The 25,035-nt window shown below is 69.0% G+C and carries 20 protein-coding genes and 1 pseudogene; 8 read left to right on the top strand and 13 right to left on the bottom strand.

Annotation, left to right across the window (positions count from 1 at the left end; translation table 11 throughout):
- Nucleotides 1–16 precede the first annotated feature (16 nt).
- From TN53_RS14680 to TN53_RS14670, 3 genes are read right to left on the bottom strand one after another with little or no spacing between them, the layout of a single operon-like run.
- On the bottom strand, nt 17–2,818 hold the full coding sequence (locus tag TN53_RS14680) for a hypothetical protein (protein ID WP_052745201.1): 2,802 nt from the start codon (nt 2,816–2,818) through the stop codon (nt 17–19).
- Nucleotides 2,819–2,826: 8 nt separating this feature from the next.
- Nucleotides 2,827–3,015, bottom strand: a complete 189-nt coding sequence (locus tag TN53_RS14675; RefSeq protein ID WP_046258899.1) for a DUF397 domain-containing protein — start codon at nt 3,013–3,015, stop codon at nt 2,827–2,829.
- Complete coding sequence (locus TN53_RS14670; protein WP_046258898.1) at nt 3,012–3,833, bottom strand: helix-turn-helix domain-containing protein; 822 nt, start codon at nt 3,831–3,833, stop codon at nt 3,012–3,014. Before TN53_RS14670 ends, TN53_RS14675 begins: the two co-directional genes overlap by 4 nt.
- Before the next feature lie 112 nt (nt 3,834–3,945).
- Between TN53_RS14670 and TN53_RS14665 the strand changes: the two genes are divergently transcribed.
- The 3 genes from TN53_RS14665 to TN53_RS14655 all read left to right on the top strand — a co-directional run bounded on the left by TN53_RS14665 (nt 3,946) and on the right by TN53_RS14655 (nt 8,866).
- Entirely contained in the window at nt 3,946–4,362 is a 417-nt protein-coding gene (locus TN53_RS14665) for an ATP-binding protein (RefSeq protein ID WP_046258897.1), read from the top strand.
- A 78-nt stretch (nt 4,363–4,440) separates the two neighbouring features.
- The gene (locus TN53_RS14660; protein ID WP_046258896.1) at nt 4,441–7,464 is read left to right on the top strand and encodes a glycoside hydrolase family 3 protein; all 3,024 of its coding nucleotides are present in this window, start codon (nt 4,441–4,443) and stop codon (nt 7,462–7,464) included.
- Between the two features lie 34 nt (nt 7,465–7,498).
- Nucleotides 7,499–8,866, top strand: a complete 1,368-nt coding sequence (locus TN53_RS14655) for a hypothetical protein (protein WP_046258895.1) — start codon at nt 7,499–7,501, stop codon at nt 8,864–8,866.
- 354 nt (nt 8,867–9,220) lie between these two features.
- On the opposite strand, the gene TN53_RS14645 is transcribed toward TN53_RS14655, so the two are convergent.
- A complete protein-coding gene (locus TN53_RS14645) occupies nt 9,221–10,003 on the bottom strand; it encodes a serine protease (RefSeq protein WP_046258893.1) in 783 nt (260 codons plus the stop codon).
- Nucleotides 10,004–10,974: 971 nt separating this feature from the next.
- Nucleotides 10,975–11,175 carry a hypothetical protein gene (locus tag TN53_RS47265; protein WP_159038128.1) on the bottom strand — a complete coding sequence of 67 codons (201 nt, stop codon included), beginning with the start codon at nt 11,173–11,175 and terminating at the stop codon, nt 10,975–10,977.
- Between the two features lie 286 nt (nt 11,176–11,461).
- Here TN53_RS47265 and TN53_RS14640 point away from each other — a divergent pair, with 286 nt between their 5' ends.
- A complete protein-coding gene (locus tag TN53_RS14640) occupies nt 11,462–12,463 on the top strand; it encodes an ATP-binding protein (protein ID WP_199924573.1) in 1,002 nt (333 codons plus the stop codon).
- A 5-nt stretch (nt 12,464–12,468) separates the two neighbouring features.
- Nucleotides 12,469–13,022, top strand: a pseudogene (locus tag TN53_RS14635) (YdeI/OmpD-associated family protein).
- 57 nt (nt 13,023–13,079) lie between these two features.
- Here the strand turns inward: TN53_RS14635 and TN53_RS14630 are convergent.
- On the bottom strand, nt 13,080–13,634 hold the full coding sequence (locus TN53_RS14630) for a YceI family protein (RefSeq protein ID WP_046258892.1): 555 nt from the start codon (nt 13,632–13,634) through the stop codon (nt 13,080–13,082).
- 133 nt (nt 13,635–13,767) lie between these two features.
- Between TN53_RS14630 and TN53_RS14625 the strand changes: the two genes are divergently transcribed.
- The 3 genes from TN53_RS14625 (at nt 13,768) to TN53_RS14615 (ending at nt 18,082) form a co-directional block, all read left to right on the top strand.
- Nucleotides 13,768–16,095 carry a polysaccharide lyase 8 family protein gene (locus tag TN53_RS14625; protein ID WP_046258891.1) on the top strand — a complete coding sequence of 776 codons (2,328 nt, stop codon included), beginning with the start codon at nt 13,768–13,770 and terminating at the stop codon, nt 16,093–16,095.
- Nucleotides 16,096–16,249: 154 nt separating this feature from the next.
- The gene (locus tag TN53_RS14620; RefSeq protein WP_046258890.1) at nt 16,250–17,833 is read left to right on the top strand and encodes an acyl-CoA carboxylase subunit beta; all 1,584 of its coding nucleotides are present in this window, start codon (nt 16,250–16,252) and stop codon (nt 17,831–17,833) included.
- Between the two features lie 57 nt (nt 17,834–17,890).
- Nucleotides 17,891–18,082 (top strand): acyl-CoA carboxylase subunit epsilon, encoded by a 192-nt coding sequence (locus tag TN53_RS14615; protein WP_046258889.1) that lies wholly within the window; start codon nt 17,891–17,893, stop codon nt 18,080–18,082.
- A gap of 155 nt (nt 18,083–18,237) precedes the next feature.
- Here TN53_RS14615 and TN53_RS14610 read toward each other — a convergent pair whose 3' ends face one another.
- The 7 genes from TN53_RS14610 to TN53_RS14580 all read right to left on the bottom strand — a co-directional run bounded on the left by TN53_RS14610 (nt 18,238) and on the right by TN53_RS14580 (nt 25,034).
- Nucleotides 18,238–18,819: a GTP-binding protein gene (locus TN53_RS14610; RefSeq protein WP_026248371.1), complete on the bottom strand. Its 582-nt coding sequence runs from the start codon at nt 18,817–18,819 to the stop codon at nt 18,238–18,240.
- The gene (locus TN53_RS14605) at nt 18,800–19,378 is read right to left on the bottom strand and encodes a DUF742 domain-containing protein (RefSeq protein ID WP_046258888.1); all 579 of its coding nucleotides are present in this window, start codon (nt 19,376–19,378) and stop codon (nt 18,800–18,802) included. The genes TN53_RS14610 and TN53_RS14605 overlap by 20 nt, the downstream gene beginning before the upstream one ends.
- Before the next feature lie 97 nt (nt 19,379–19,475).
- Nucleotides 19,476–19,889, bottom strand: coding sequence for a roadblock/LC7 domain-containing protein (locus TN53_RS14600; protein WP_005479603.1), 414 nt, complete (start codon nt 19,887–19,889; stop codon nt 19,476–19,478).
- 10 nt (nt 19,890–19,899) lie between these two features.
- On the bottom strand, nt 19,900–23,178 hold the full coding sequence (locus TN53_RS14595) for a nitrate- and nitrite sensing domain-containing protein (protein WP_046258887.1): 3,279 nt from the start codon (nt 23,176–23,178) through the stop codon (nt 19,900–19,902).
- Nucleotides 23,179–23,557: 379 nt separating this feature from the next.
- On the bottom strand, nt 23,558–24,133 hold the full coding sequence (locus TN53_RS14590) for a GTP-binding protein (protein ID WP_046258886.1): 576 nt from the start codon (nt 24,131–24,133) through the stop codon (nt 23,558–23,560).
- A complete protein-coding gene (locus TN53_RS14585) occupies nt 24,114–24,509 on the bottom strand; it encodes a DUF742 domain-containing protein (RefSeq protein ID WP_030611532.1) in 396 nt (131 codons plus the stop codon). Before TN53_RS14585 ends, TN53_RS14590 begins: the two co-directional genes overlap by 20 nt.
- 111 nt (nt 24,510–24,620) lie before the next feature.
- Nucleotides 24,621–25,034: a roadblock/LC7 domain-containing protein gene (locus TN53_RS14580; RefSeq protein ID WP_046258885.1), complete on the bottom strand. Its 414-nt coding sequence runs from the start codon at nt 25,032–25,034 to the stop codon at nt 24,621–24,623.
- Nucleotide 25,035: the final 1 nt, after the last annotated feature.

Here is a 25,035-nt window from a genome sequence, read left to right as displayed (position 1 = left end):
TCCCTTTGGCTGTCGCTCAGCGCCGGGGGTGCCACGTACAGGTGGTACCCCTTGGCGCCGGGATCACGACCGTCGGTAGTGATGCCTGTGCGGACACCGGGGCCAGGTCCCATGCTGTGCGGATGTCGTCGATGAGGGTACGCGCGCTGAAGGGCGAGACCCCCAGTTCCTGACGGGCCTCGGCGAGCAGGTCGAGGTGTCCGTCGGGGCGCTGGGCCGAGGTCGTCCGGCGCTGGTTGAAGTTGGGCTGGCCGAAGACGTCCAGCAGGGTCAGCGAGAAGTACGCGTACGCGGCGGCCTCGTTGATGAGCCGACCTGCCTCGTCGGGGAGGCCGCCCGCCTCCTGCGCGGCGAAGTGCGTCAGCGCGTCCCGCAGTCGCTCGGCCGGTTCTGGGCACGGACAGGCGGCCCGCAGATGGGCGGCGAGACCGCGGAACGACCCCAGCACGCCCATGGTGTCGCGGCGCCACTGCTGCTTGGCGAGCAGGGTACGGAAGCCCGCGAGCGTCTCTGACAGCTCCTCGGTGATCAACACCTGCGCCACGTCGCGCAGTTCGACCTGCTCTGTGCTGGTCCGGATCTCCAGCAGACGCCGGCCGTAGCGGATCAGGTCGCGCGGTATGCCACCGGAGAGGGCGTGGGCGAGCGCGATGTACGCGTCACCGATACCCGTCGCCCGCCTCCTCAGGATCCTCGCGGACTCGTGGAGCGTGCACGGCTCCACATGCAGTACGTCGTCCAGGGAACTGTCGGTGACATCCCGGTTCGGCAGACCGCGCCGGACGAACGCGGCCCCCACGTCCTCCGCGACGGAGATCAGGTAATGCACGTGGGGCACGCCGAGGATCCCCTTGATCTCGGCGAGGAAGGCGAGGGCCTGGGCGTCCGTGCCGAGCCGGTCGACCTCGTCGATCGCGATGACCACCCGGTTGCCCTGGGCGTGCTCGTCCTGCGCGATCCGGCCCAGCAGTTCCCTGAACTCGGCGACCAGGAGCGGGTAGTTGGGCGGCACCGAGGTCAGGCCACTCGTGTGGGAGGTGCCCAGGGTGAGGAACTGGGTGGCTCCCGCGGTTATACCCGCGGTGGAGTTCTGGACAGTCTGGAGCCGGTAGAGGTGGTCGCGGCAGGCGGCGACGAGTTCGGGGGCGAGTCCTGGCAGCGACCATGACCGGCGCTGGAGTCCGCGGATCAGGAATCCGAGGAGCAGGACGCTCAGCCGGAAGGGGGTCTCGTCGTCGGTGATAAGGATTCTGTTCGACTCGTTGGCTGCTATCACGACCAAGCCGAAGAAGGGCGACAGGATGATGCAGAGGTCGAGAAACGGTCTCCAGTTCGCGGACCAGGATCCGAACTGCCACCTTGGTTGGTCAAATGAGGTTGCAATGTAGCGGCGGTGTTTGGCCGCAGCGCGCAGAGTCATCAGGAGACCGGCCAACACCACCAGAGCGGAAAACGGTTTGCTGAACCCGCCGCTGTAATGGTTCCGGATGTCAGGGTCGAAAGGGAGCGAGACCAGGGGGCCGAAGATGAGCGCGGTGCTCGTCAGCGTGACCACCGCCCGACCGGCCTTGCTGAGGAACAGGGCGAAGGATCTGGAGTGGCGCAGTACCCAGACGAGTCCACCCATGAGGACCAGGACGAAGGCGGCTTCCGGAGCTCTGCCGTGCAGCACGTCCTGCACGAGCCCGGCGAGCCAGTCCAGGGTGGGGGTGACGAAACGCCACCCCCACACGCCGTGCGCGGCCTCGATGGACCTCTTCGTGACCGCGAATAGGCCTAGCCCGACGAGGAGGGCGGCGAAAAGCGGGTAGGGCGCCCGGCGCAGCAAAACCCTCAGCGGTTCGACCACCGTGCGCCTCATCCGGTGGAGATACGACAGCCGCACCAACTCCGGTGCGTCATGGCCCGCCCTAGTGATGTACCCCCGGCACACGCTGACGAACAAGGAGATCAGGAAGTCGTACGGGGTGTAGGCGGCGGGTGCGTGCGCGAAGACCGAGAAGTCGTGCGGCCGTACGGCGCTCTGCATGAGCGTGGTCTTGCCCACCCCGCGCGGACCACTCACGGCGATGGTCCCGTCCGCCAACTGGTCCATTTTGCGGTGCATTTCATCGGCGGAGAGGTTGGAGACGACGTACCCCGTCTGGCGATGGGAACGTAGTCCCTCATGGCTGCCGGTCACCAACAGGGTGCCGAGATCTTCGCCGATGAGATCCTCGACAGCGCGCGCCACCTGCCGCTGGAGTCCTTCACGACGGAGCGAGTGAACCCAGTGTGCCCCGCGCCGCCTCTCCAGCAGCCACAGCGCCGACGTGGCGGGCCCCAGTAGCGCCAGGCGAACCACCCGTAGCCAGCCACCGGGGGCGGACGGGGCAGGTCTGGACGGCCGGGCGAAGGCGAAAGCGGGGGCGTAGAACAGGAGGAGGGGGATGGCCAGAACCATGTAGGGCGGGAGGCTGGAGGAGGAAAGCGTCACGCAGAGGGCAGCGAAGACGAACAGCCCCGCACACCAGGGCAGGAAAGCCTTGTTCGCCCGGATGTTGCTCAGCGACAGGCGCGCGGGCAGGGCCCAGCGGAAGCAGTCGCTGAGATAGCGCGCGTGCTGGTACTCCGAGTGACTGGGGTCACGGTGCTCGGCGTCCAGCACCCGTTCGACATAGGAAGACGAGCACATCGTCTCCATTACGGCCTCGACAGTCACCGTCGGCCGCTGCTCCAGCAGCCCGGTCAGCCGCGGGTCGTCGAGACAGTCCCGTACGGCCTTCTTGTAGAGTTCCTTTTCGGGCTCACTGCCCCACTCGTACCCCCCCTCGCTCACCGGCGTGGCTACCCGCGCCGCTCCCGCCGAGCGTGCCCGACAAAGGCGGCCCAAGTGCCGGGCGCCACGGTCAGGATGGGCCCGGCGTTCTTGGAGTCACGGACGTGGATGACGGAATGCTGGGAGGCGACCTCGACGCAGTCGCCGCCCTCATTGCTGCTGTAGCTGGACTTGAACCACTGAAGTGCGGTGCTCATCGGTCTCCTAGCAAGCCGTGCAAGAGGCGCACGCTCTCGTCGGGTGAGAGGGCCTGTGACCGCAGCATTCCATACTTGTGGTGATAGTCGCGGACCTCGTCGGAATCCTCAACGAGGAAGCTGGCACGCTGTACTTCCAGGTAGACGAGGCGTTCGTCCGCAGGGGTTTCGAGCAAGGTCATGGGGCCCGCGAGACCGGCGTGGGGCATCCGGTCCATGGGCATGATCTGAAAGCTCATGTGGATCGGTTCGGTGTACTCCAGGATCTGGCGGAACTGATCACGCATAACCTGCGGGCCGCCGACCTGCCGCCGCAGAAGGCTCTCCTCCAGGATGAAGTGACCCACAGGTGGCCGGTCCCGCTGCCAGATCAACTGCCGTTCCATACGGGCGTCCACCCACTGGTCGGCCGTTTCGCTGCCGAGCGCGGGATAGCGGGAGTCGAAGGAGGCCCGGCAGTAATCCCTGGTCTGAAGCAGTCCGGGTACCAGCTGCGTCTGATACGCGAGGACACTCACCGCCTCCTGCTCGTGATCCACCAGCGACTGCGCGAACTGCACCACCCTCTCCCGCACCGGCATCTGCGCCACCACCACGGCCAACACCCCACCCGTACCGAGCAGTTCATCGAACTGTTCCGTCCGATCCGGCTGAAGCGCCAACCGCCCCTGCTCGATCGACGCCACCGTGTCCACACTGATGCTCGCCAACCCGGCGAGCTGCTCCTGAGTCAGCCGCGCCCGCTTCCGGCAGTGCGCCACGAGCGCCCCCACCGCACGCCATGAACTGACCTTCCTGGGCTTCCTGGCCGTGTGCATGGCTGTCCCTTTCCCCCGTGGGCACACGAACTCCTCGTAGCGAGGTCGTAGTAATCAGAACTACGACCTCACCCACTGCTCCACAGTAGTGACTCCCTGTGACAGTCGCCCCGTGAACGCCCAAGCCCAACTCCTCCGAGCCCGCACCGCCCTCTACCCCCGTGACCGCAGGTCGGCAGGGGTGGCCCGAGACCTCACCCGGATCACGCTCACCGACTGGGGGCTGACCGAGCGGGGCGACGACGCGCTGCTGTGCGTGAGCGAACTCGCCGTCAACGCCCTCCTGCACGGCGTGCCCCCGAACCGCTGCTTCCGGCTCTGCCTGACGCTCACCACCGACGGTGTCCTGCGGGTCGAGGTCCATGACAGCGGCCCGGGTGAGATCCACCCTCCGCACGCCGCGGCCCCGGAAGCGGAGCGCGGTCGCGGCCTGCTGCTGGTGGCCGCGCTGGCCGACGGCTGGGGCGTGCGGCGGCGGGTTCCGGGCAAAGTCGTGTGGTGCGAGTTCCGGAGCCGCGAGGCGCCTTGACGGGCCTGCGGGCCACCAGTTAACTCACGGCGTGAGGTAAGTCATGAGTGGACTAACGAGAGCCAAGGGGGAAGCTCCATGCGAAGAACCGCCCTGCTCGCCTCGGCCGCCCTGCTGACAACCCTGCTGCCGATGGTGTCCGCACAGGCACAGCCACAGGCCGCCGACGATCCCGCCCCGGTCCCCGTCGACCGGTTCGAGGGCGAGGTGCCCTTCGCGAACCCACCCGCGGGGGGCATCTTCACGTGGGGCAGCGACAACGACGATCCGCCCACGCTCGCACTCGAAGCACGCGCCGACGCCCCCGAGGGCGACCGCGTCCTGTCCGGCACCTACGACATCAGCGGCTACGGCGGCTTCACCCACGACTTCGCCTTCGCCGAACCCGCCCACGACTGGTCCGCTCACAAGGGCATCCGCTTCTGGTGGGAAGGCCGCGACAACGGAAAGAAGGTCGCCTTCGAGCTCAAGGACGGCGGCGCCAACGGCGAGGCCTCCGAGCTGTGGACGACGTCCTTCACCGACGACTTCAGCGGCTGGAAACAGATCGAGATCCCCTTCACCGACTTCGACTATCGCACCGACTACCAGCCCGTCGGCGGCATCGACCACATCCTCGGCCTCACCGAGACATGGGGCTACGCCGTCACCCTCCCCGTCGGCGTCCAGGGCCAATTCGCCATGGACGGCGTCGAGTTGTACGGCAAGGCCGACCAGTCACTGCGCGCCTCCGTCCTCACCGACTCCGCCGTGTACCCGACGGACGAGGGCGGTACGGCGACCGTGAAGATCTCCGTCGCCACCACTGGCTCCGCCCCGATCGACGAACCCGTCACCGTCGCCTACGAGACGGCCGCGACCGGCACCGCCGACCCGGGCAAGGACTACACCCCGGTGAGCGGGACCGTCGTCTTCCCGGCAGGGACCGCCTCCGGCGCCACGCAGGCCGTGCGGGTCCCGACGCTGAGGGACAAGTCGGCCGAGGCCGCCGAGACCATCCCCCTCGCACTCACCGTCACCGGCGCCAAGCCCCCGGCCGAGACCCCGCAGATCGTCGTCGACGCGCACGGACTGCCGTATCTGAACGCCAAGTTGCCGGTGAAGCAGCGCGTCGCCGACCTCCTCTCCCGTATGTCGCTCGCGGAGAAGGCCGGCCAGATGACCCAGGCCGAGCGCGGAGCCGTGGGGACCGGGGCGGACGTCGCCGCATACGACCTCGGCTCGCTCCTGTCCGGCGGCGGCTCCACCCCGACGCCCAACACCCCCGAGGACTGGGCGAAGATGATCGACGCCTTCCAACTCCGGGCCCAGGCAACCCGCTTCCAGATCCCCCTCGTCTACGGCGTCGACGCCGTCCACGGCCACAACAACCTGGTCGGCGCCACCGTCATGCCCCACAACATCGGCCTCGGCGCCTCCAGGAACCCCCGACTCGCCGAGCAGACCGGCGCGGTGACCGCCGCCGAGGTCCGCGCCACCGGCATCCCCTGGGACTTCGCCCCCTGCCTCTGCGTCACCCGCGACGAACGCTGGGGCCGCTCCTACGAGTCCTTCGGCGAGGACCCGGCCCTCGTCGACTCCCTGGAGACGGTCATCCAGGGCCTCCAAGGCGCCCGGAACGGCAAGGACTTGAAGGACAACGACAAAGTCCTCGCCACCGCCAAGCACTTCGTCGGAGACGGGGGCACCGAGTACGGCTCCTCCACCACCGGCACCTACACCATCGACCAGGGCATCACCAAGGTCACCCGGCAGCAGCTGGAGGCCGTCCACCTGGCGCCGTACAAGAACGCCGTCGACCGAGGGGTCGGCACCGTCATGCCCTCGTACTCCTCGCTCGACGTCCTCGGCGACGGCCAGGGCCCGGTCAAGATGCACGCCCGCGCCGACATGATCAACGGCGTGCTCAAGGGCCGTATGGACTTCGACGGCTTCGTGATCAGCGACTGGGACGGCATCGACCAGATCCCCGGCGACCGCGCCTTTGACGTCCGCACCTCGGTCAACGCCGGCGTCGACATGGTCATGGTCCCGTACGCCTTCAGGGAGTTCCGTACGACGCTCATGGAGGAGGCGCAGGCCGGACGCGTCAGCGAGCAGCGCATCGACGACGCGGTCTCCCGCATCCTCACGCAGAAGTTCCGCCTCGGTCTTTTCGAGAAGCCGTACGCCGACACCAGCGGCGCCTCGAAGATCGGTTCCGCCGAGCACCGGGCCGTCGCACGCCGGGCGGCCGCCGAGTCGCAGGTACTGCTGAAGAACGCCGACGGCGTGCTGCCGCTGAAGAAGTCCCAGAAGGTGTACGTCGCCGGTTCCAACGCCGATGACATCGGCAACCAGAGCGGCGGCTGGACCGTCACCTGGCAGGGGGCGTCCGGCGACATCACGCCCGGCACGACGATCCTGGAGGCCATGCGGAAGAACTCCGCGCGGCTGACGTACTCCAAGGACGCCTCCGCCCCCACGACCGGCCACGACATCGGGGTGGTCGTCGTCGGCGAGACCCCGTACGCCGAGGGCGTCGGAGACGTCGGCAACGGTCATGACCTGGCGCTGAGCCCCGCCGACCAGACGGCCGTCGACACCGTCTGCGCGGCCATGAAGTGCGCGGTGCTGATCGTCTCCGGCCGCCCCCAGCTCATCGGCGACCGACTGGGCGAGATCGACGCGCTGGTGGCCTCCTGGCTGCCGGGGACGGAGGGCGACGGCGTGGCCGATGTGTTGTACGGGAAGCGGTCCTTCACCGGGCAGCTTCCCGTCACCTGGCCGAAGTCGCAGGACCAGCTGCCGATCAACGTCGGCGACACGTCGTACGACCCGCAGTTCCCGTACGGCTGGGGCCTCACGACGCTGACCAAGGTGCCGGAGGGCGGCGCGACGACGCTGAAGGCGCTCGGCGTCGCGGCTGCGGTGGCCGAGAAGGCCGGGTCCGAGGAGGCGGGCCGCGCGATCGTGACCAAGGCGCGGCTGATCGTCCAGCAGAAGAAGATCACGGCGGCGTTCGCGAAACCCTTCGCCGACGCCGACCGTCTGCTGCTCACCGGACGGTACGCGGCGGCGGTGGAGCGGCTGACGGAGGCCTATCGGGCGACGACCGGCTGAGGCTGTTTTGGGAGGCTTCGGGTAGCTTCGAAGTATGAAGTCCGTCCTACGGACCCGAAGCCTCCCAGGGCTGCTGGCGGCCCTGGTGCTCGCGGCCCTGACCGTACTGTGGGCGGTCCCCGCGCCCGCCTCCGCCGCCACGAACGTCTCCACGATCGCCGAGGCGCTCCGCGAGAGTCCGGTGTACGTCGACCCGGCGGCCTCCGCCCAGCTGTCCTCCGGGGATGCCACCGCGCTCGCCGAGCAGATCGAGGACGCGGACAAGGCGCTGTTCGTGGCGGTCCTGCCCGCGGATCAGCCGACCGAGAACCTCCTGCGGAACCTGCGCACCGCGACCGGCGTGACGGGCCTGTACGCGGTGCGGGTCGGCGACCGTTTCGACGCGGGCGCGGATTCCTCGGTCCTGCCCAGGTCGGCGGTACGCAACCTCGTCGCGAGCGTCGGGGGCGAGAGTGACGCGAAGACCCAGCTCGACGACTTCGCGGACCAGGCCCTGGCCAATATGGGCGGCTCGGCGCCCGCGAGCTGGGGCTCGCCCTCCGACGGCGGAGGCGTCCCGGCGGGTGCGCTGGTGACGGTCGGCGCCGTGCTGGCGGCCGGTGGCGTGGGCGCGTACGCGTTGGTCCGCCGCAACCGCCGCCGCCACGCGGAGGAGCAGCGGGCCGCCCTGGAGAAGCTGCGGGTCGTGGTGGACGAGGACATCACCGCCTTTGGCGAGGAACTGGACCGCCTGGACTTCCACCCCGCCGAACCGGGTGCGGACGACGCCATGCGCGAGGACTACGAGCACGCGCTCGACGCCTACGAGAAGGCGAAGTCGTTCATGGCGGCCGCGCAGCAGCCGGAGGAGGTCCGCGCGGTGACCCAGGCCCTGGAGGACGGCCGTTTCTCACTGGCGCGACTGGCCGCCCGCAGGGAGAGTCGGCCACTCCCGGACCGCCGCCCACCCTGCTTCTTCGACCCTCGCCACGGCCCGTCGACCACGGACGCGACGTGGACGCCGCCCAGCGGCGCCCCGCGCGAGGTCCCGGTCTGCGCGGCCGACGCGACCCGCCTGGCCGACGGCCGCGACCCGGTGATGCGCGAGGTCGACACCGACCAGGGCCGCCGCCCCTACTGGGACGCGGGCCCCGCCTACGGCCCCTGGGCCGGCGGCTACTTCGGCGGCGGGCTCCTCCCCGGCCTCCTCGTCGGCACGATGCTCGGCAGCATGATGGCCACCCCGGCCTACGCCGCCGACTACGGCTCCGGCTACGGCGACTTCGGCGGCGGCTACGAGGGCGGCGACGTCTCGGGCGCGGACTTCAACTCCGACGACTTCTCGGGCGGTTTCGGCGGCGGTGACTTCGGGGGAGGCGGCGACTTCGGCGGCGGAGGCGACTTCGGAGGGGGAGGATTCTGACCATCCACCCGCAGGGCGACACCTCTAGACGCCGGTCCAGGCAATCTCAGCCCGCTGGCGTTCGGGGGCGAGGGTTTGCCGTCCCGACCCCCCACCCACCCGCAGGTGCTGCGCCCCTGGACGCCGGTCCAGGCGATCTCAGCCCCTCCGGTGTTTGAGGACGAGGCCCTTCGGGCCGATCGGGGTCTGGGGCGGAGCCCCAGCGGGGTCGAAGGGGCGGAGCCCCTGGTGGGGGTCCCCCCTCTGGGGGAGGGACGGGTAGGGGCGGCGGGGGCGAAAAACTCCCGTCCACGGACGCGGGCCCGGCGCACCACACGCCGAGCCCGCGAGAGTCCGTACGAGACAACCCGCGCGTCAGAGAGAGGCCGCAGCGGACGCGATCGCCGACGCGAACGTCGACACCTCGCTGTACACACCCGGCGCGTTGGCCCGGGCACACCCGATACCCCAGCTCACGATGCCGACCTGAACCCACGCATTGCTCGCGTCCCGCCGGAACATCGGCCCACCGGAGTCCCCCTGACAGGTGTCGACCCCACCCGCGGCGTACCCCGCACAGATCTCCTCGCTCGCGATGAGCCCGCTGTACCCGCTGTACGAACGACAGGTCGCGTCACTCACGAACGGCACCGTGGCCTTGAGCATGTACCGCTGCTGAGCGCCACCCTCACTCGCCGCACCCCACCCGGCGACGGTGAACGTCCCGGTGTTGTACTGCGCGGTCGTGGCGATCTTCAGCGTCGGCAGATTGATCGGCGAGGCAAGCTTGATGAGCGCCCAGTCCTTGCCGTCGCCGTTGTATCCGGGAGCCCGGTACACGTACGTCGACCTGACCTGAACGCGCCCGCTGGTGGACTGCAGGTCCACGACACCGGCGGTGGCGGTGATGGAGGTGTTCGCACCGGTCCCGCTCACACAGTGCGCCGCGGTCAGCACGATCTGCTGCGTGTACAGCGCGCCGCCACAGCCCATGGAGAGCCGGACCATGAACGGGAACTCGCCCTGCGCGGCACGGGTTCCGCCGACGACGGGCGCGGGAGCGGCCTGCGCGGCCGAGACGGGCTGAAGACTGGCGATCGCGAGGGCGGCGGCCCCGAGGGCCACGCATCTCTTGAGGGCCGTGAGGAGTCTCTTCAACGTTCTGCCTTCCGTGGGGGGTGGAAGTACTGGGCCGCAGATATGTCGTGCGCATGCCAAGAGAGAACGCAAAGAGACTCCCATCCACTGGCATGGGCAGGTCAAATCTGTTGCTGGATTATGAGAACGCTGTGAGACCTCACACAAGGGGTGTGATTCAGCCAGCTCTGTCCGGCCCGAGATCTGTCGGCGTCGAGCGAGCCGCAGTCCCCCTTGCCGGTGACCCGACACGGCACGGGTGCCTTCGCACTGCCGCAAGATCTTGAGCCCCATCTCGCATTCGCCTGTGTCGACAAGGAGTTGTCCGACGTGGCTCCAAGCCCAGGTCTCTCCGTGGGGGTCGCCCAGCTCAGCGTAGATGTCGCCTGCGTTCAGATACGCGTTCGCGGCGCCATCGAACGACTCCGACGCCGCGAGAGCGGTACCCAGGCTCATCCATGCGCTTGCCTCCCCGTGGCGGTCCGGCAGTCGGGCGAACATGTCCTGGGCGTGACTATGCGCTTGAACAGCCTCACCGAAGCGGCGCAGCGACTGAAGGGGCGACCCCAGGTTGTTCCACGCCGCTGCTTCTCTGTGCGGATCGCCCAGGACCGCGAACATGTCCCGTGCCCGCTCGTGCATCAGCACGGAGATCTCGAACTGTTCCAGTGCGAACATGCAGCGCCCAAGATCGGTCCAGGCGGCAGCCTGGCCGTTGCGGTCGTCCAGGGCATACGCCAGACGCAGGGATTCAGTGTGAGCGATGGCGGCCTCCCGGAATCGACCGAGCGCGTACCGGGAGTTGCCGACGATGGCCAAGGCAGCCATCTCGACGGTTTGCTCTCCGTCTCGCTTCGCGGCGGAAACCACTACCTCGGCGACGAGCTGAAGTGGTGCAGCAGTCGGTTCCGGGCGGCTGCGGCTTCCTCGCGCAGTTCGGCCTCCTCGCCGCTCACCGTTCGGGCGTACACACGTAACAGATCGTGCCGGCGTCACCTGGGCCGAGTCGGAGACATTTCGGAGACATTGTCGAGAAGGAGCAGTGCGGGCCCGAGGCGGTTCAGTTCGGACCGGTAAAGGGCGTACTGCTCGTCCTGCGATGGAGGCAGATCCTCGTCCCGGATGCCGAGCGCGCGCAGAAGGGAGAGCACCGCCTGCTCGGGCGCCACTGGGATGTCTTCGTAGCCGCGCATGTTGAGGAACAGGGTGCCGCCAGGAAAGCGGCTGCGGACGGCATGTGCAACGTGCAGGGCCAGTGCGGTGCGTTGGATCCGGTTCGATCGCTGGGAGCACGCCGTGGACGCGTTGCTCGCCCTGGGAAGGGACCGCCCCCTCCCCGTGGTCCTGGACGAGTTCCCCTACCTGGCCCGAGCGACCCCCTCGCTGCCTTCGATCGTCCAGGTGGCATACGGACCTCGGCGGTCGGAGCGACTCGAGTCCCGCACCCGTCTGCTTCTCTGCGGTAGTTCCCTCTCTTTCATGGGCAAGCTGCTCAGCGGCACTTCGCCGCTCCGTGGTCGTGCCGGCCTCGAACTCGTCGTGCAGCCCCTGGACTTCCGGCAGGCGGCGGCCTTCTGGGGTATCGGCGACCCCAGGCTGGCGCTCCTCGTGCACAGCGTGGTGGGCGGAACGCCCGCCTACCGCAGGGAGTTCGTACGCGACGACGTTCCCGCCGATCTGGCCGACTTCGACGCCTGGGTCTGTCGTACGGCGCTCTCGCCGCGTTCGCCGCTCTACCGCGAGGCCCGCTACCTCCTGGCGGACGAGTCCGACCTGCGCGACCGTGCGCTCTACCACTCCGTCCTGGCCGCCCTCGCATCCGGCAACGCCACGGCTGGGCGCATCGCCGGCTGCCTCGAGCGGCCCACCAGCGACATCACCCACCCCCTCACCGTCCTTCAGGACTGCGGGCTCGTGCGCAAAGAGGTGGACGCCTTCCGCAGGAACCGCAGTGTCTATCGGGTGGGTGAGCCGCTCATCGCCTTCCATCACGCGATCTCCCGCCCAAAACTTCCCCTGTTGGACCGAGGCTTGGCGGAGCACGTCTGGGAGAGTTCCCGCTCTCGCTTCCTCTCCGGTGTCGTAGGACCGCACTTCGAACAGCTCTGCCGCGAATGGGTCGCTCACTTCGCCGCACCTGAGACCATCGGGGGCATGCCCATCGATGTCTCGTACGGGACCGTTCCGGACCAGGCCGCACGGACCGGCTACGAGATCGACGTGGTCGTACGAGGCGCGGTGGGTCAGGACAACGGGGTTCTGCTGGCCCTCGGCGAGGCAAAGTGGGATCAGGTCATGGGGCTGGGGCATCTGGAGCGGCTACGACGCGTCGCTGCGCTGCTGGCCGGACGCGGAACCGATGTCTCGGCGGTGCGACTCGCCTGTTTCAGCGGGGCCGGATTCAGCGCCGATCTGAGGGCTGCGGAGAGCAGGGGAGATGTCGTACTGGTTGATCTGGAGCGCCTGTACGAAGGCGAATAGCAGCCTTGGTCAACTATGACTCCCTCGCCTTCGAGTCCGCCGACCAGCTCTTCGACTGGCTCACCGCGCACCCTCGCCCCCACCCCGGCCTCTGGGTGAAGGTCGCCAAGAAGGGCTCCGGCATCCCCCCGTCACCGCCGCCGAAGTCAATGACGTGGCCCTCTGTCACGGCTGGATCACCGGTCAGCGCAAGGGATTCGACGCCTCGCACTTCGTCCAGAGGATCACCCCGCGCCGCGCCGGCAGCCTCTGGTCCGTGGTCAACGTCCGGCGGGTCGAGGAACTGATCGCCGACGGCAGGATGCGTGACACCGGCCTCGCGGAGATCGACGCGGCCAAGGCGGACGGACGGTGGGCGTCTGCGTACCTCTCCCAGAAGGAGGCCGGGGTGCCGGACGACCTGGCCGCCGCGCTGGAGCGCAGCCGGCGGGCCGGCGCGGGCTTCGAGGGGCTCGGCAAGAGGGACCGGTACCAGGTCATGCTCGGTGTGCTGCGGGCCCTGACCCCGGAGAGCCGGGCGGCTCAGGTGGCCTCGGCCGTCGCCAGGCTGGAGGCGTGAGAACGCCGAGCGCCCGCCCTCAAGGACACGAGGGCGGGCATGCTCACGAAAGACGCGTCACGCGTTCTTGATCGCCGAGATGTCGAAGTTCAGCTTGATCTTGTCGGAGACCAGCACGCCACCCGTCTCCAGCGCCGCGTTCCAGGTCAGCCCCCACTCGGAGCGCAGGATCGTCGCCTTGCCCTCGAAGCCGACGCGCTCGTTGCCGAAGGGGTCCTTCGCGGCGCCGTTGAACTCGAGGTCGATGGTGAGCGGCTTGGTGGTGCCGAGGATGGTGAGGTCACCCGTGATGCGGTAGTCCTCGTCGCCGAGCGCCTCCGCCTTGGTGGAGCGGAAGGTCATCGTCGGGAACTCGTCCGTCTTGAAGAAGTCCGCGCTCTTGAGGTGGCCGTCGCGGTCCGCGGAGCCCGTGTCGATGCTGTCCATCTTGACGTCGATCGACGCCGAGGACGCGGCCGGGTCGCCGCCGTCCAGGTGCAGCGAGCCGCTGAAGTCGAGGAACTTCCCCTTCACGTTGGTCACCATGGCGTGGCGGACGGTGAAGCCGATCGTCGAGTGGGCCGTGTCGATCGTGTAGTCGCCGGTCAGGGCGGTCAGGTCGGTGGTCGCCATGGCGTGCTCCTTGGATGAGGAAGTTGAACGTTGAATTACCTAACGAGAGCGACCGTAGACCTATTCCGTACAAGTTTCAACATCATCCGCAAAGTGTTGGCGTGGTTACGCTGAGGTGGTAGATGCCCAGGGCATGAACCCGCATCCCAGAGGTCCCCTCGGGCTCACCCGCCGGGCCGCCTTACTCACCGCGGCGCTTCTCGCCACGGCCGCCCCCGGCGCCCGCGCCGCCGACCCCGACCCCTACCGCACCCTCCGCCTCCGCTGGCTCGACATCGCCCTCGGTACCGGCTACGACCCGACCGCCGAGCCGTACGCCGCCCGCCTCGCCGAGACCGGCGCACTCGCCCGCGGCTTCCGCGCGAGCATGGCCCCCACCGAGACCTCCCTCTGGCCGGGCCACCCCTACGACCCGCCGTCCGGCATCACCCAGAGCTACGGCCGCCTGTGGACCATGGCCCAGGCCTACGTCCAACCGGGCACCGGCTCCACCGGCGACGAGACCCTCCTCGCGGACGTCCTCCGCGGCCTCGACCACCTCTCCGCCACGATCTACAACCCCTCCACCACCCGCTACGGCAACTGGTGGGAATGGCAGATCGGCAGCCCCCGTCTGCTCATGGACCTCACGGCCACGCTGTACGACCCCCTCGGCGACGCCCGACGGGAAGCCGCCTGCGCCGCCGTCGACCACTTCCTCCCCGACGCGATGCTGAGCGACTACTCCGGTACGTCCACCGGCGCCAACCGCGTCGACCTGTGCCGCTCCGTCGCCCTGCGCGGCATCCTCGGCCGGGCACCCGCCAAGATCGCCCTCGCCCGGGACGCGCTCTCACCGGTCTTCCCGTACGTCGTCCAGGGCGACGGCCTCTACGCCGACGGCTCGTTCGTCCAGCACACCTGGATCGCCTACTCGGGCACCTACGGCCAGGTCCTCCTCGACGGCCTCGGCCGTCTCTTCGCCCTGCTCGCCGGCTCCGAGTGGGCCGTGACCGACCCGAACCGGCAGATCGTCCTGGACGCCGTCGAGCACGCCTACGCGCCCCTGATCCACGACGGTCTGATGATGGACAGCGTCAACGGTCGTGCCATCAGCCGGGGTTACCTCAAGAGCGACGACCGGCATGTGCTGCGCGGCGACCACTTCCACGGCCAGGGCGTCATCGCCGCGATGGCCCTCCTCGCGGGCGGGGCGAGCGAGGCGGAGCGGGAGCGCTGGTACGGCCGTATCAAGGGATGGATCGAACGGGACACCGTCTCACCGATCCTGACGGCGCGTCAGTTCGCAGTGGCCGACCTCGCCCGGCTGCACGCGGTCGCCGAGTCGCCCGTGCCCGCCGGCCCCGACCCCGTCGGCCACCGGCTCTTCGCCGCCATGGACCGGGCCGTCCACCGCCGCCCCGGCTTCGTCGCGAACATCGCCATGGCGAGCGACCGCATCGCGTACTACGAGTGCGGCAACGGGGAGAACCCGCGGGGCTGGCACACGGGAGCCGGAACGCTCTACTGGTGGGCCGCGGGGCAGGGCGGTCAGTACACGGACTGGTACTGGCCCACCGTCGATTGGTACCGCCTTCCGGGCACGACCGTCTCCGCGCGCCGCCTTCCTGACAGGGCCGGCGGTGAGTGGGGCGAGCCCAAGCCCGACGCGCGCTGGGTCGGCGGAGTCACCGACGGCGAGTACGCGGCGATCGGACAGCATCTGAAGGGCCTCGGCTCGACGCTGGAAGCCCGTAAGTCGTGGTTCTGTGTCGCCGACGCGGTGATCTGCCTGGGTGCCGGCATCACCTGTGCCGACGGCGTCCCGGTCGAGACCGTCGTCGACAACCGCAACCTGGGGGAGGGTGGCACCCCGGCCTTCGCACGGGGGCGTGGCTGGGCCCATCTGGAGGGCCACGGCGGCTGGGTGGTGCCGTACGGCGAACTGCGCACTCTCCGCGAGGACCGCACCGGCGCCTGGTCGGACATCAACACCACCAGTACGACGGAGCGGGCCACTCGTCGCTGGCAGACCCTCTGGCTGGACCACGGCACGGACCCGACGGACGCGTCGTACACCTATGTCCTGATGCCGGGTGCGTCCCGCCACGGGGTCGCGGCCCGCGCCGCCGACCGTCAGTGGCTGAGGGTCCTCGCCAATGACGGCACCCGCCAGGCGGTCCACCTCCCCTCCCTCGGTCTGACGGCCGCGACCTTCTGGCAGGCCGGTACGGCGGGCCCGCTCGCCGCCTCCGCGGGCGCGAGCGTGCTGGTACGCCGCCGGGGCCGCACCGCTACCCTCTGCGTGAGCGAGCCGCCGCGGACGGGGGAGCCGGTGGAGGTCGGCTGGAACCATCCGGTCCGCGCGGTGATCCGGGCCGACGACTCGGTCGAGATCCTCGCCACGGGCCGCCGTCTGCGCCTCAGAATCACCCCGGGGAGGGCATGTGCCCCACATGAATGTGAGGTGGCTCTCAGCTGATGGCTTTGTGTGATCTCTACAAGAGGGACGCCCCCTGAGCAGTCGGAATGGCTGCATGGCTGCGAGGTTCTGTTCAGGGGTACCAGGAAAACGGGCCGGAGACTGTACGGAGTCGACGGCCCGGTTTCCTTGTCGCACTTCGTAAGGTCACTACATGACCGTTTTGGATGACGCGCCGGGTGAGCCGACGGACGCACGCGGGCGAGTGGCCGAACTGCACGAGATCCGTGCGCAGGCGATGGCCGGGCCGAGTGACAAGGCGACCGAGGCGCAGCATGCCAAGGGCAAGCTGACCGCCCGGGAGCGCATCGAGCTGCTGCTCGACGCGGGTTCCTTCCAGGAGGTCGAGCAGCTGCGCCGGCACCGGGCCACCGGGTTCGGCCTGGAAGCCAAGAAGCCGTTCACCGACGGTGTCATCACCGGCTGGGGCACGGTCGAGGGCCGCACGGTCTTCGTGTACGCGCACGACTTCCGCATCTTCGGCGGCGCATTGGGCGAGGCCCACGCCACCAAGATCCACAAGATCATGGACATGGCCATCGCGGCCGGCGCGCCGCTGGTGTCGCTGAACGACGGCGCGGGCGCCCGTATCCAGGAAGGCGTTTCGGCGCTGGCCGGGTACGGCGGCATCTTCCAGCGCAACACCAGGGCGAGCGGGGTGATCCCGCAGATCTCGGTGATGCTGGGCCCGTGCGCGGGTGGCGCGGCGTACTCGCCGGCGCTGACGGACTTCGTCTTCATGGTCCGCGAGACCTCGCAGATGTTCATCACCGGTCCGGACGTGGTCAAGGCCGTGACGGGCGAGGAGATCACGCAGAACGGGCTGGGCGGCGCGGACGTGCACGCCGAGACCTCGGGCGTCTGCCACTTCGCGTACGACGACGAGGAGACCTGCATCGCGGAGGTGCGCTACCTCCTGTCGATGCTGCCGCAGAACAACCGCGAGAACCCGCCGCGCGTGGAGTCCACGGACGCCGCGGACCGCCGTGGCGACGTACTGCTCGACCTGGTCCCCGCGGACGGCAACCGTCCGTACGACATGGCCAAGGTCATCGAGGAGATCGTCGACGACGGCGACTACCTCGAGGTCCACGAGCGCTGGGCGCGGAACATCATCTGCGCACTGGCCCGCCTCGACGGCCAGGTCGTCGGCATCGTGGCGAACCAGCCGCAGTCCCTCGCGGGCGTCCTGGACATCGAGGCGAGTGAAAAAGCTGCGCGTTTCGTCCAGATGTGTGACGCTTTTAACATCCCGATCGTCACTTTCCTGGACGTCCCCGGGTTCCTCCCGGGCGTCGACCAGGAGCACGGCGGAATCATCCGCCACGGCGCGAAGCTCCTCTACGCCTACTGCAACGCGACCGTGCCGCGGATTTCGCTGATCCTGCGCAAGGCATACGGAGGCGCCTACATCGTCATGGACAGCCAGTCCATCGGTGCGGACCTCACCTACGCGTGGCCGACGAACGAGATCGCCGTGATGGGCGCCGAAGGTGCCGCCAACGTCATCTTCCGCCGGCAGATCGCGGACGCCGAGGACCCCGAGGTCATGCGGGCCCGCATGGTCAAGGAGTACAAGTCCGAGCTCATGCACCCGTACTACGCGGCCGAGCGCGGCCTGGTCGACGACGTGATCGACCCGGCGGAGACCCGCGAGGTCCTCATCAGGTCCCTGGCGATGCTCCAGTCCAAGCACGCCGACCTGCCGTCCCGTAAGCACGGCAACCCCCCGCAGTAACCCAGCGGACCCTCCGCGACACCCCTGCGGAAACCTCTCTCACGGAGACTGACACCCATGAACACTCCCGACATCCGCGTCGAGAAGGGCCACGCCGAGCCCGAGGAAGTCGCCGCGATCACCGCGATCCTCCTGGCCCGCGCCGCCGCCCAGCCCGCTTCCCCGGACCAGCACCGCCCCCACCCCAGGGCCGGCTGGCGCCGCCTGGAACGCGAGGGCGGCTTCCGAGCCCCGCACAGCTGGCACTGAGCGCGCGTACGACGCCTGAGGGCCCCCTCTCGAAAGAGAGGGGGCCCTCAGGCTTTTGGCTTTTAGGGGCGCGAGGAACTGCGCGACAAGCCACGGGGCTGCCGCAGACGGCGTACAGCCGTCCGTGGCAGCCCAGTAGCCGCAAAGAGAAGCAGTTACCGCAGGCGCGCCATGAGCGCGTGCTCCACGAGAGTGATCAGCGCCGACTTCGCGTCCGCACGGTGGCGCGCGTCCGTCGTGATGATCGGGGTGTCCGGGCCGATCTGGAGCGCCTCGCGCACCTCGTCCGGGTTGTACGGCTGGTTCCCGTCGAACCCGTTCAGGGCGATCACAAAAGGAAGCCCCGAGTTCTCGAAGTAGTCGACAGCCGGGAAACAGTCGGCAAGGCGCCTCGTGTCAACGAGGACGATCGCGCCGATGGCGCCGCGCACCAGGTCGTCCCACATGAACCAGAAGCGGTCCTGACCGGGCGTACCGAAGAGGTACAGGATCAGGTCCTGGTCCAGGGTGATACGGCCGAAGTCCATGGCCACCGTGGTGGTGGTCTTGTCACCGGTGTGGGTGAGGTCGTCGATGCCCGCGGAAGCGGACGTCATGACGGCCTCGGTGCGCAGCGGGTTGATCTCCGAAACGGCCCCGACGAACGTGGTCTTGCCCACGCCGAAGCCACCCGCCACCACGATCTTCGCCGAGGTGGTGGAGCGGGAAGGACCGCCGCTAGAGCTTGCGAAGTCCACTGAGCACCCTTTCGAGCAGTGTCACGTCTGGCTGGCCGCCGGCGTTCTCGTCGCCGCCGGGCTGATGAATGGCGACCAGGCCCGCCTCCGCCAAGTCGGCGACGAGGATCCTGGCCACGCCGAGAGGGATCGTGAGCAGAGCCGAGACCTCGGCTACCGACTTGATCTCCCGGCAGAGGTTGCAGATCCGCTGATGCTCGGGCAACTGGCCCTGCATCTGGTGCGGCTGCGCGGTGGTGTGCACCAGTGCCTCGATGGCGAGCTGGTAGCGCGGGCGCGTCCGGCCGCCGGTCATGGCGTACGGGCGCACCAAGGGGTTGTTCGACGCCCCTGCGGGCGCCGGCTCAGGAGCGCGTCGCTGCGGCTGCACAGGCTGGATACGCGGTGCCGACGGCTGGTCGTACGGCGAGGGCCCGGGGCCCTGGGGCGCGTACGGCTGCCGATGGCTCGGTGCGGAGGGGAAGTTGTAACGGTTCGGGTTCTGGGAACCGTCGTTCTGACCCTGGCCAGGGCCGTACGACCAATTACCGGACGATGAACCGCCTGGGGGTGTTGCCACTTTCTCTCCTCCTCCGACTGTGCCGGGCACCGCATCACTGTGGAGCCGCGTCCCGAAACCTTATGGCCTCGGGACGCCAAAACGCACCGTCTGTCTGTTAGTTGAGAAGGCTCCCTTGGAGCTCGGCCCGAAGGTCGGGCGTCAGGACCGTACCTGCACGGTCCACCAGAAGCGCCATCTCGTACCCGATGAGACCGATGTCCGCCTCGGGATGTGCGAGAACTGCGAGCGAGGATCCGTCGGAGACGGACATGATGAAGAGGAATCCCCGCTCCATCTCCACAACCGTCTGGTTCACGCTGCCGCCCTCGAAGATGCGCGAGGCACCGGCGGTCAGTGAGGTCAGACCGGAGGCGACGGCCGCAAGCTGGTCGGCGCGGTCACGCGGAAAACCCTCGGACATCGCCAGAAGGAGTCCGTCGGCGGAGACCACCACCGTGTGGGACACCCCAGGGGTGTTGTCCACGAAGTTGGTGATCAACCAGTTCAGGTTCTGTGCCGCCTGGCTCATCGGGCTCACACTAACGCTCCTGGTTGTAGGTGCTGTCAGAACCGAAGCCCTGACCGTTCGTTTCACTGCTTGCGCTGCGACCCCGCTCGACACCGCGGCGCAGGTTGCTCAACCTGCCCCGGACGTCCTCGGGAGCGCGGGAGACCTGTGGGCCGCCCTGGGGGGTGGTCTCGGCGGCTCCCTCGACCAGGTTGGCCTTGGGCACCCGCCTCGGCAGACCGGAGGAGGTGACCCCGCCCGCCTTGGGCTTCTTGAGCGCCGAAGCCTGCTGCCAGCGCTCGTCGTTGGCCGAGCGCCAGTCACCGTTGCCATTGCCGTTGCTCTCCGGTGCGGAGGCCGGCGGTTCCTGGGTCACGTGCCGCGAGCCGAACATGTCGGTCGTGCTGCCCGTGCCGTTCGTTCCGTTCGCACGGGCCGTGCCGTTCGCTCCGCCCCCGCCGGATCCGCGGCGGGGGAGCCCCGCCTCGGTCAGGTCGTGAGCGGCCGACGGGGCCGGACCCGGACGGTCGAAGCCTACGTGGTCGCGCTCACCGACGTCAGCGGCCTGCGCGGATTCCGCTTCGGGAGCGTACTGGCCCTGGTACCCGTTCTGGTACCCGTCCTGCTGCGGCCAGTCGTCCTGGTAGCGCCGCTCCTCGAAGGCCGGGATGGACTCCGGGACCGACGTGTGGTCCGCCTGGGCAGGCTCCGCATACGTGGGCTCGGGGTAGCCGCCGTTCGGCGAGAAGGCGTCGTTCTGCGGCACACCGCCGTTCGGCGCGTAGTACTGCTCGTCGTACGACGCCTGCTGCGGCTCCTCGTACGCGGCGCGCTGCGGCTCGGCGTAGGGCGCCTGCTGCTGCTCCTCGTAGCCGGAGGGCTGCTGGAAGCCGCCGTGGCCGTTGTCGTAGGCGGCCTGCTGCGCGTCGAACTCGTCGGCGTACGAGTTTGCGGGGCCGTCCAGGGACGGCTGGCCGTGCTGGGCCTCCAGGGCCGCGCGGCGCTCCTCACGCATGAGGGAGCGGCCCACGGGGTCCAGCTCGCGTATGTCGTCCGGGACCTCGGTGTAGCGGCTGTCGTCGAAGCCGAGCTCGGCGGCCGTGCGCATCGGCAGGCCGTTGTTGAAGTTCTCGCCGCCGAAGCTCTGCTCCGGGATGATCTGCGAGACCGTGAACTCGTCCTGGGACGGCTGCTGCTGCTCGCCACCACCACCGTGGGTGATCGCGTCCGGCAGCATGACCAGCGAGGTCGTACCGGCCTGCTCGCCCGAGGGACGCAGCTGGACGCGGATGCCGTGCCGGTCGGACAGCCGGCCGACCACGAACAGACCCATGCGCTGCGAGATCGCGGCGTCCACGGTCGGCGGGTTGGCCAGCTTGTGGTTGATGTCCGCGAAGTCCTCGGCGGTGAGGCCGATGCCCTTGTCGTGGATCTCGATCATCACGCGGCCGTCGGGGAGACGGGTCGCGGTCACGCGGACCTTGGTCTGCGGGGAGGAGAACGTGGTGGCGTTCTCCAGGAGCTCGGCGAGCAGGTGCACGAGGTCGGTCACGGCGCGGCCGTGGATCTCGGCCTCCGGGACGCCCGAGAGCTCGACGCGCTCGTACTGCTCCACCTCGGAGGAGGCGGCGCGGAGCACGTCGACCAGCGGGACCGGCTGGTCCCAGCGGCGGCCGGGCTCCTCGCCGGCGAGGACCAGGAGGTTCTCGCCGTTGCGGCGCATACGGGTCGCGAGGTGGTCCAGGCGGAAGAGGTTCTCCAGCTGGTCCGGGTCGGCCTCGTTGTTCTCCAGTTCGGTGATGAGGGTCAGCTGGCCCTCGATCAGGGACTGGTTGCGGCGCGACAGGTTGGTGAAGATCGCGTTGATGTTGCCCCGCAGGAGGGCCTGCTCGGCGGCGAGCCGGACGGCCTCGCGGTGGACCTGGTCGAAGGCGCGGGCGACTTCGCCGATCTCGTCGGTCGAGGTGATCGGGATCGGCGTGACCCGGGTGTCGACCCGGCCGGGGTCGGTGCGGGAGAGCTGGTCGACCAGCATCGGCAGGCGCTGCTCGGCGATACCGAAGGCGGCGTTGCGCAGCTGGCGCATCGAGCGGGACATCTGGCGGGCCACCATGCCGGCCAGGATGAACGCGGCGAGCAGGGCGACCACGACGGCGGCACCGGTGATGAAGGCGTCGCGCTGGGCCTCGTCGGCGATGCTGGCGGCCTCGTCCACGGCCTTGTCGGCCATGTCGGACTCGATCGTCCGGTAGACGTTGTACTTGAGGGTGTTGACCGCCCACCAGTTCTCGGCGGTGATCCCCTTCGTGGCGAGCACGTCACGCTCGGACTTGTCCGTGGAGGTCAGACCGCCGATGCCCCGGACCATGTCGACCGGGTCGGACGGCGGCGGCACATAGGCGGAGTTCTTCTGCTTGGCTTCCTTGGCCGCCGTCGCGCCGTCGGCCAGCGCCTGCTTCTGCAGGGTGTCCAGCTTCTGGGCGTCGGCCTCGGTGCCACCACCGATGTACTCCTCGATGGCGATGCCCTCGAGGTAGGCGTACGAGGTGAGCGCGGTGCGCTGGGCGGCGAAGCTCTTGGCGTCGGTGCCCGGCTTGATCAGCAGGTGCATACCGATGGCGCGCTCGAGCGACAGCGAGGCCTTGGTCAGCGCGATCGCGTAGACGGTACGGCCGTAGCTGGTGATGTTTCCGGTGCCCAGGCCGAGCTCGTTGGAGAACTCCATCAAGGGGTGCGCGACCTCGACGTAGCCCTCTTCGGTCTGTACGCCGGTGCGCTTGGAGGTGTACGCCGTCGCGCGCAGCTTCTGGAGGTTCGGCTCCACCTTGCGGAAGATCTGGAGGCGGCGCTGGAGGCCCGCCGTCTGCGGCATGTTCTGCGCGGCCTCGTCGAAGGCGTCGGCGGCGGTGTCCGTGGCCTTGCGGGCGGCGACGACCGTCTTGTCGTCCTCGCCCAGGTCCTGGAGCAGCGGGGCGGCGGTGGAGTCGCGCTCGGTGTAGAGGGCGTCGCCGTAGGTCAGGGCGGCCCGGACCAGGCGTGCGGTCTTCTCCGCGTCCTCGGCCTGCTGCCAGGTGTCGATCGAGCTCTTCACCTGGAAGCCGCCCATGACGAGGCCGACCAGCACGGGTATGAGCAGGATCGCGTTCAGCCGCGTCGGCACGCGCCAGTTGCGCGGGGAGAGACGGCCGCCGCTCGGAGCGGGCGCGGCCGTCGGTTCCGAACCGGGCACAGGGGCGGGCGCCGCTCCGCGCGGCGGCGGGGTGAAGTTGCCCCGGGCCGACGGCTCGGGACCGTTCTTGCTTCGCCTCACTCGACCAACAACCTTCCGGCGGGGTCGGCACCAACGTCGTGCCGCAGTCTCTCAGAGCCCAGTGCGCCATCGACTAGTGAGTACGTCTTTGACTATTGGGCAGTTCAGGCATTCCAGCATGTCGGCCTACCGTCCTCCAAACATGGGAGGGCGGGGATTCGGAGTGATGTAAGCCCTAGATAAAACGGTCATAAAGAGCGAGCCCCGTCAAATGACGGGGCTTTTGTGAGCGCAGTGAGACCGGTTGACAACGACGCGTGGCCGTACCACCCGATTCCTCTGCCGAAACGTTATGAACACCAGGGCCGACCGTGTCAAAGGACACAGCCGGCTCCGGGGCGTCTACGACAACTTCCGTATGACACGGACGATTTGAGTGCTACCGCAGCCGTGCCATCAAAGCGTGCTCGACCAGCGTGATCAGGGCACTCTTCGCATCCGAGCGGTGGCGGGCGTCCGTCGTGATGATCGGGGTGTCCGGACCGATCTGGAGCGCCTCGCGCACCTCCTCGGGCGCGTAGGGCTGGTGCCCCTCGAAGCCGTTGAGCGCGACGACGAAGGGGAGGCCGCTGTTCTCGAAGTAGTCGACCGCGGGGAAGCAGTCGGCGAGACGGCGGGTGTCCACCAGCACGATCGCGCCGATGGCACCGCGCACCAGGTCGTCCCACATGAACCAGAAGCGGTCCTGACCGGGCGTACCGAAGAGGTACAGGATCAGGTCCTGGTCCAGGGTGATGCGGCCGAAGTCCATGGCGACCGTGGTGGTCGTCTTGCCCCCGGTGTGCGTGAGGTCGTCGATCCCCGCGCTCGCCGAGGTCATGACGGCCTCGGTGCGCAGCGGGTTGATCTCGGAGACGGCGCCCACGAACGTGGTCTTGCCGACGCCGAAGCCGCCGGCCACCACGATCTTCGCGGAGGTGGTCGCCCGGCCTCCGTCAGAGCTTGCGAAGTCCACTGAGCACCCTTTCGAGCAGTGTCACGTCCGGAGCGCCGGTGCTCTCGTCGCCGCCCGGCTGGTGGATGGCGACGAGACCCGCCTCGGCGAGGTCCGCGACGAGGATGCGGGCCACACCGAGCGGCATGGCCAGGAGCGCCGACACCTCGGCGACCGACTTCACCTCACGGCACAGGTGGCAGATGCGCTGGTGCTCGGGGAGCAGGCCCATCAGTGCCGCCGGGTCGGCCGTGGTGCTGATCAGGGCCTCTATGGCGAGCTGGTAGCGCGGCCGGGTCCGGCCGCCGGTCATCGCGTACGGACGTACCAGCGGCTGGTCGCCCTCATCCTCGTACGGCTCCGCGTACGGATCATGAGAGGCGGTGGGCGGGGTCATGAATCCTCCGGACGGGACAGCAAGTCGGTCAGTCAAGCCGTCTGACATGGCCGGTGGGGGGATTGTGGCGGCCGGACGGTGATTTGGTGAGACGGGTGGATCCGGGGCCGGTCAGTGAAGCAGACTGCCCTGTAGTTCGGCGCGGAGATCAGGCGTGAGGACCGCCCCCGCGCGGTCGACGAGCAGGGCCATCTCGTAGCCGACCAGGCCGATGTCGCAGTCGGGGTGCGCCAGCACGGCCAGGGACGAGCCGTCCGAGACGGACATCAGGAACAGGAAACCCCGCTCCATCTCGACGACCGTCTGTGCCACGTTGCCGCCCTCGAAGATCCGGGAGGCCCCGGCCGTCAGTGAGGTGAGACCCGACGCGACGGCCGCCAGCTGGTCGGCACGGTCCCGCGGGAAACCCTCGGACATCGCCAGCAGAAGGCCGTCGGCGGACACGACGACGGTGTGGGACACCCCAGGGGTGTTGTCCACGAAGTTGGTGATCAACCAGTTCAGGTTCTGTGCCGCCTGGCTCATC

Source organism: Streptomyces sp. WM6386 (assembly GCF_000972385.1).
Classification (GTDB): Bacteria; Actinomycetota; Actinomycetes; order Streptomycetales; family Streptomycetaceae; genus Streptomyces.
This window is presented reverse-complemented; position numbering and strand designations above follow the sequence as displayed.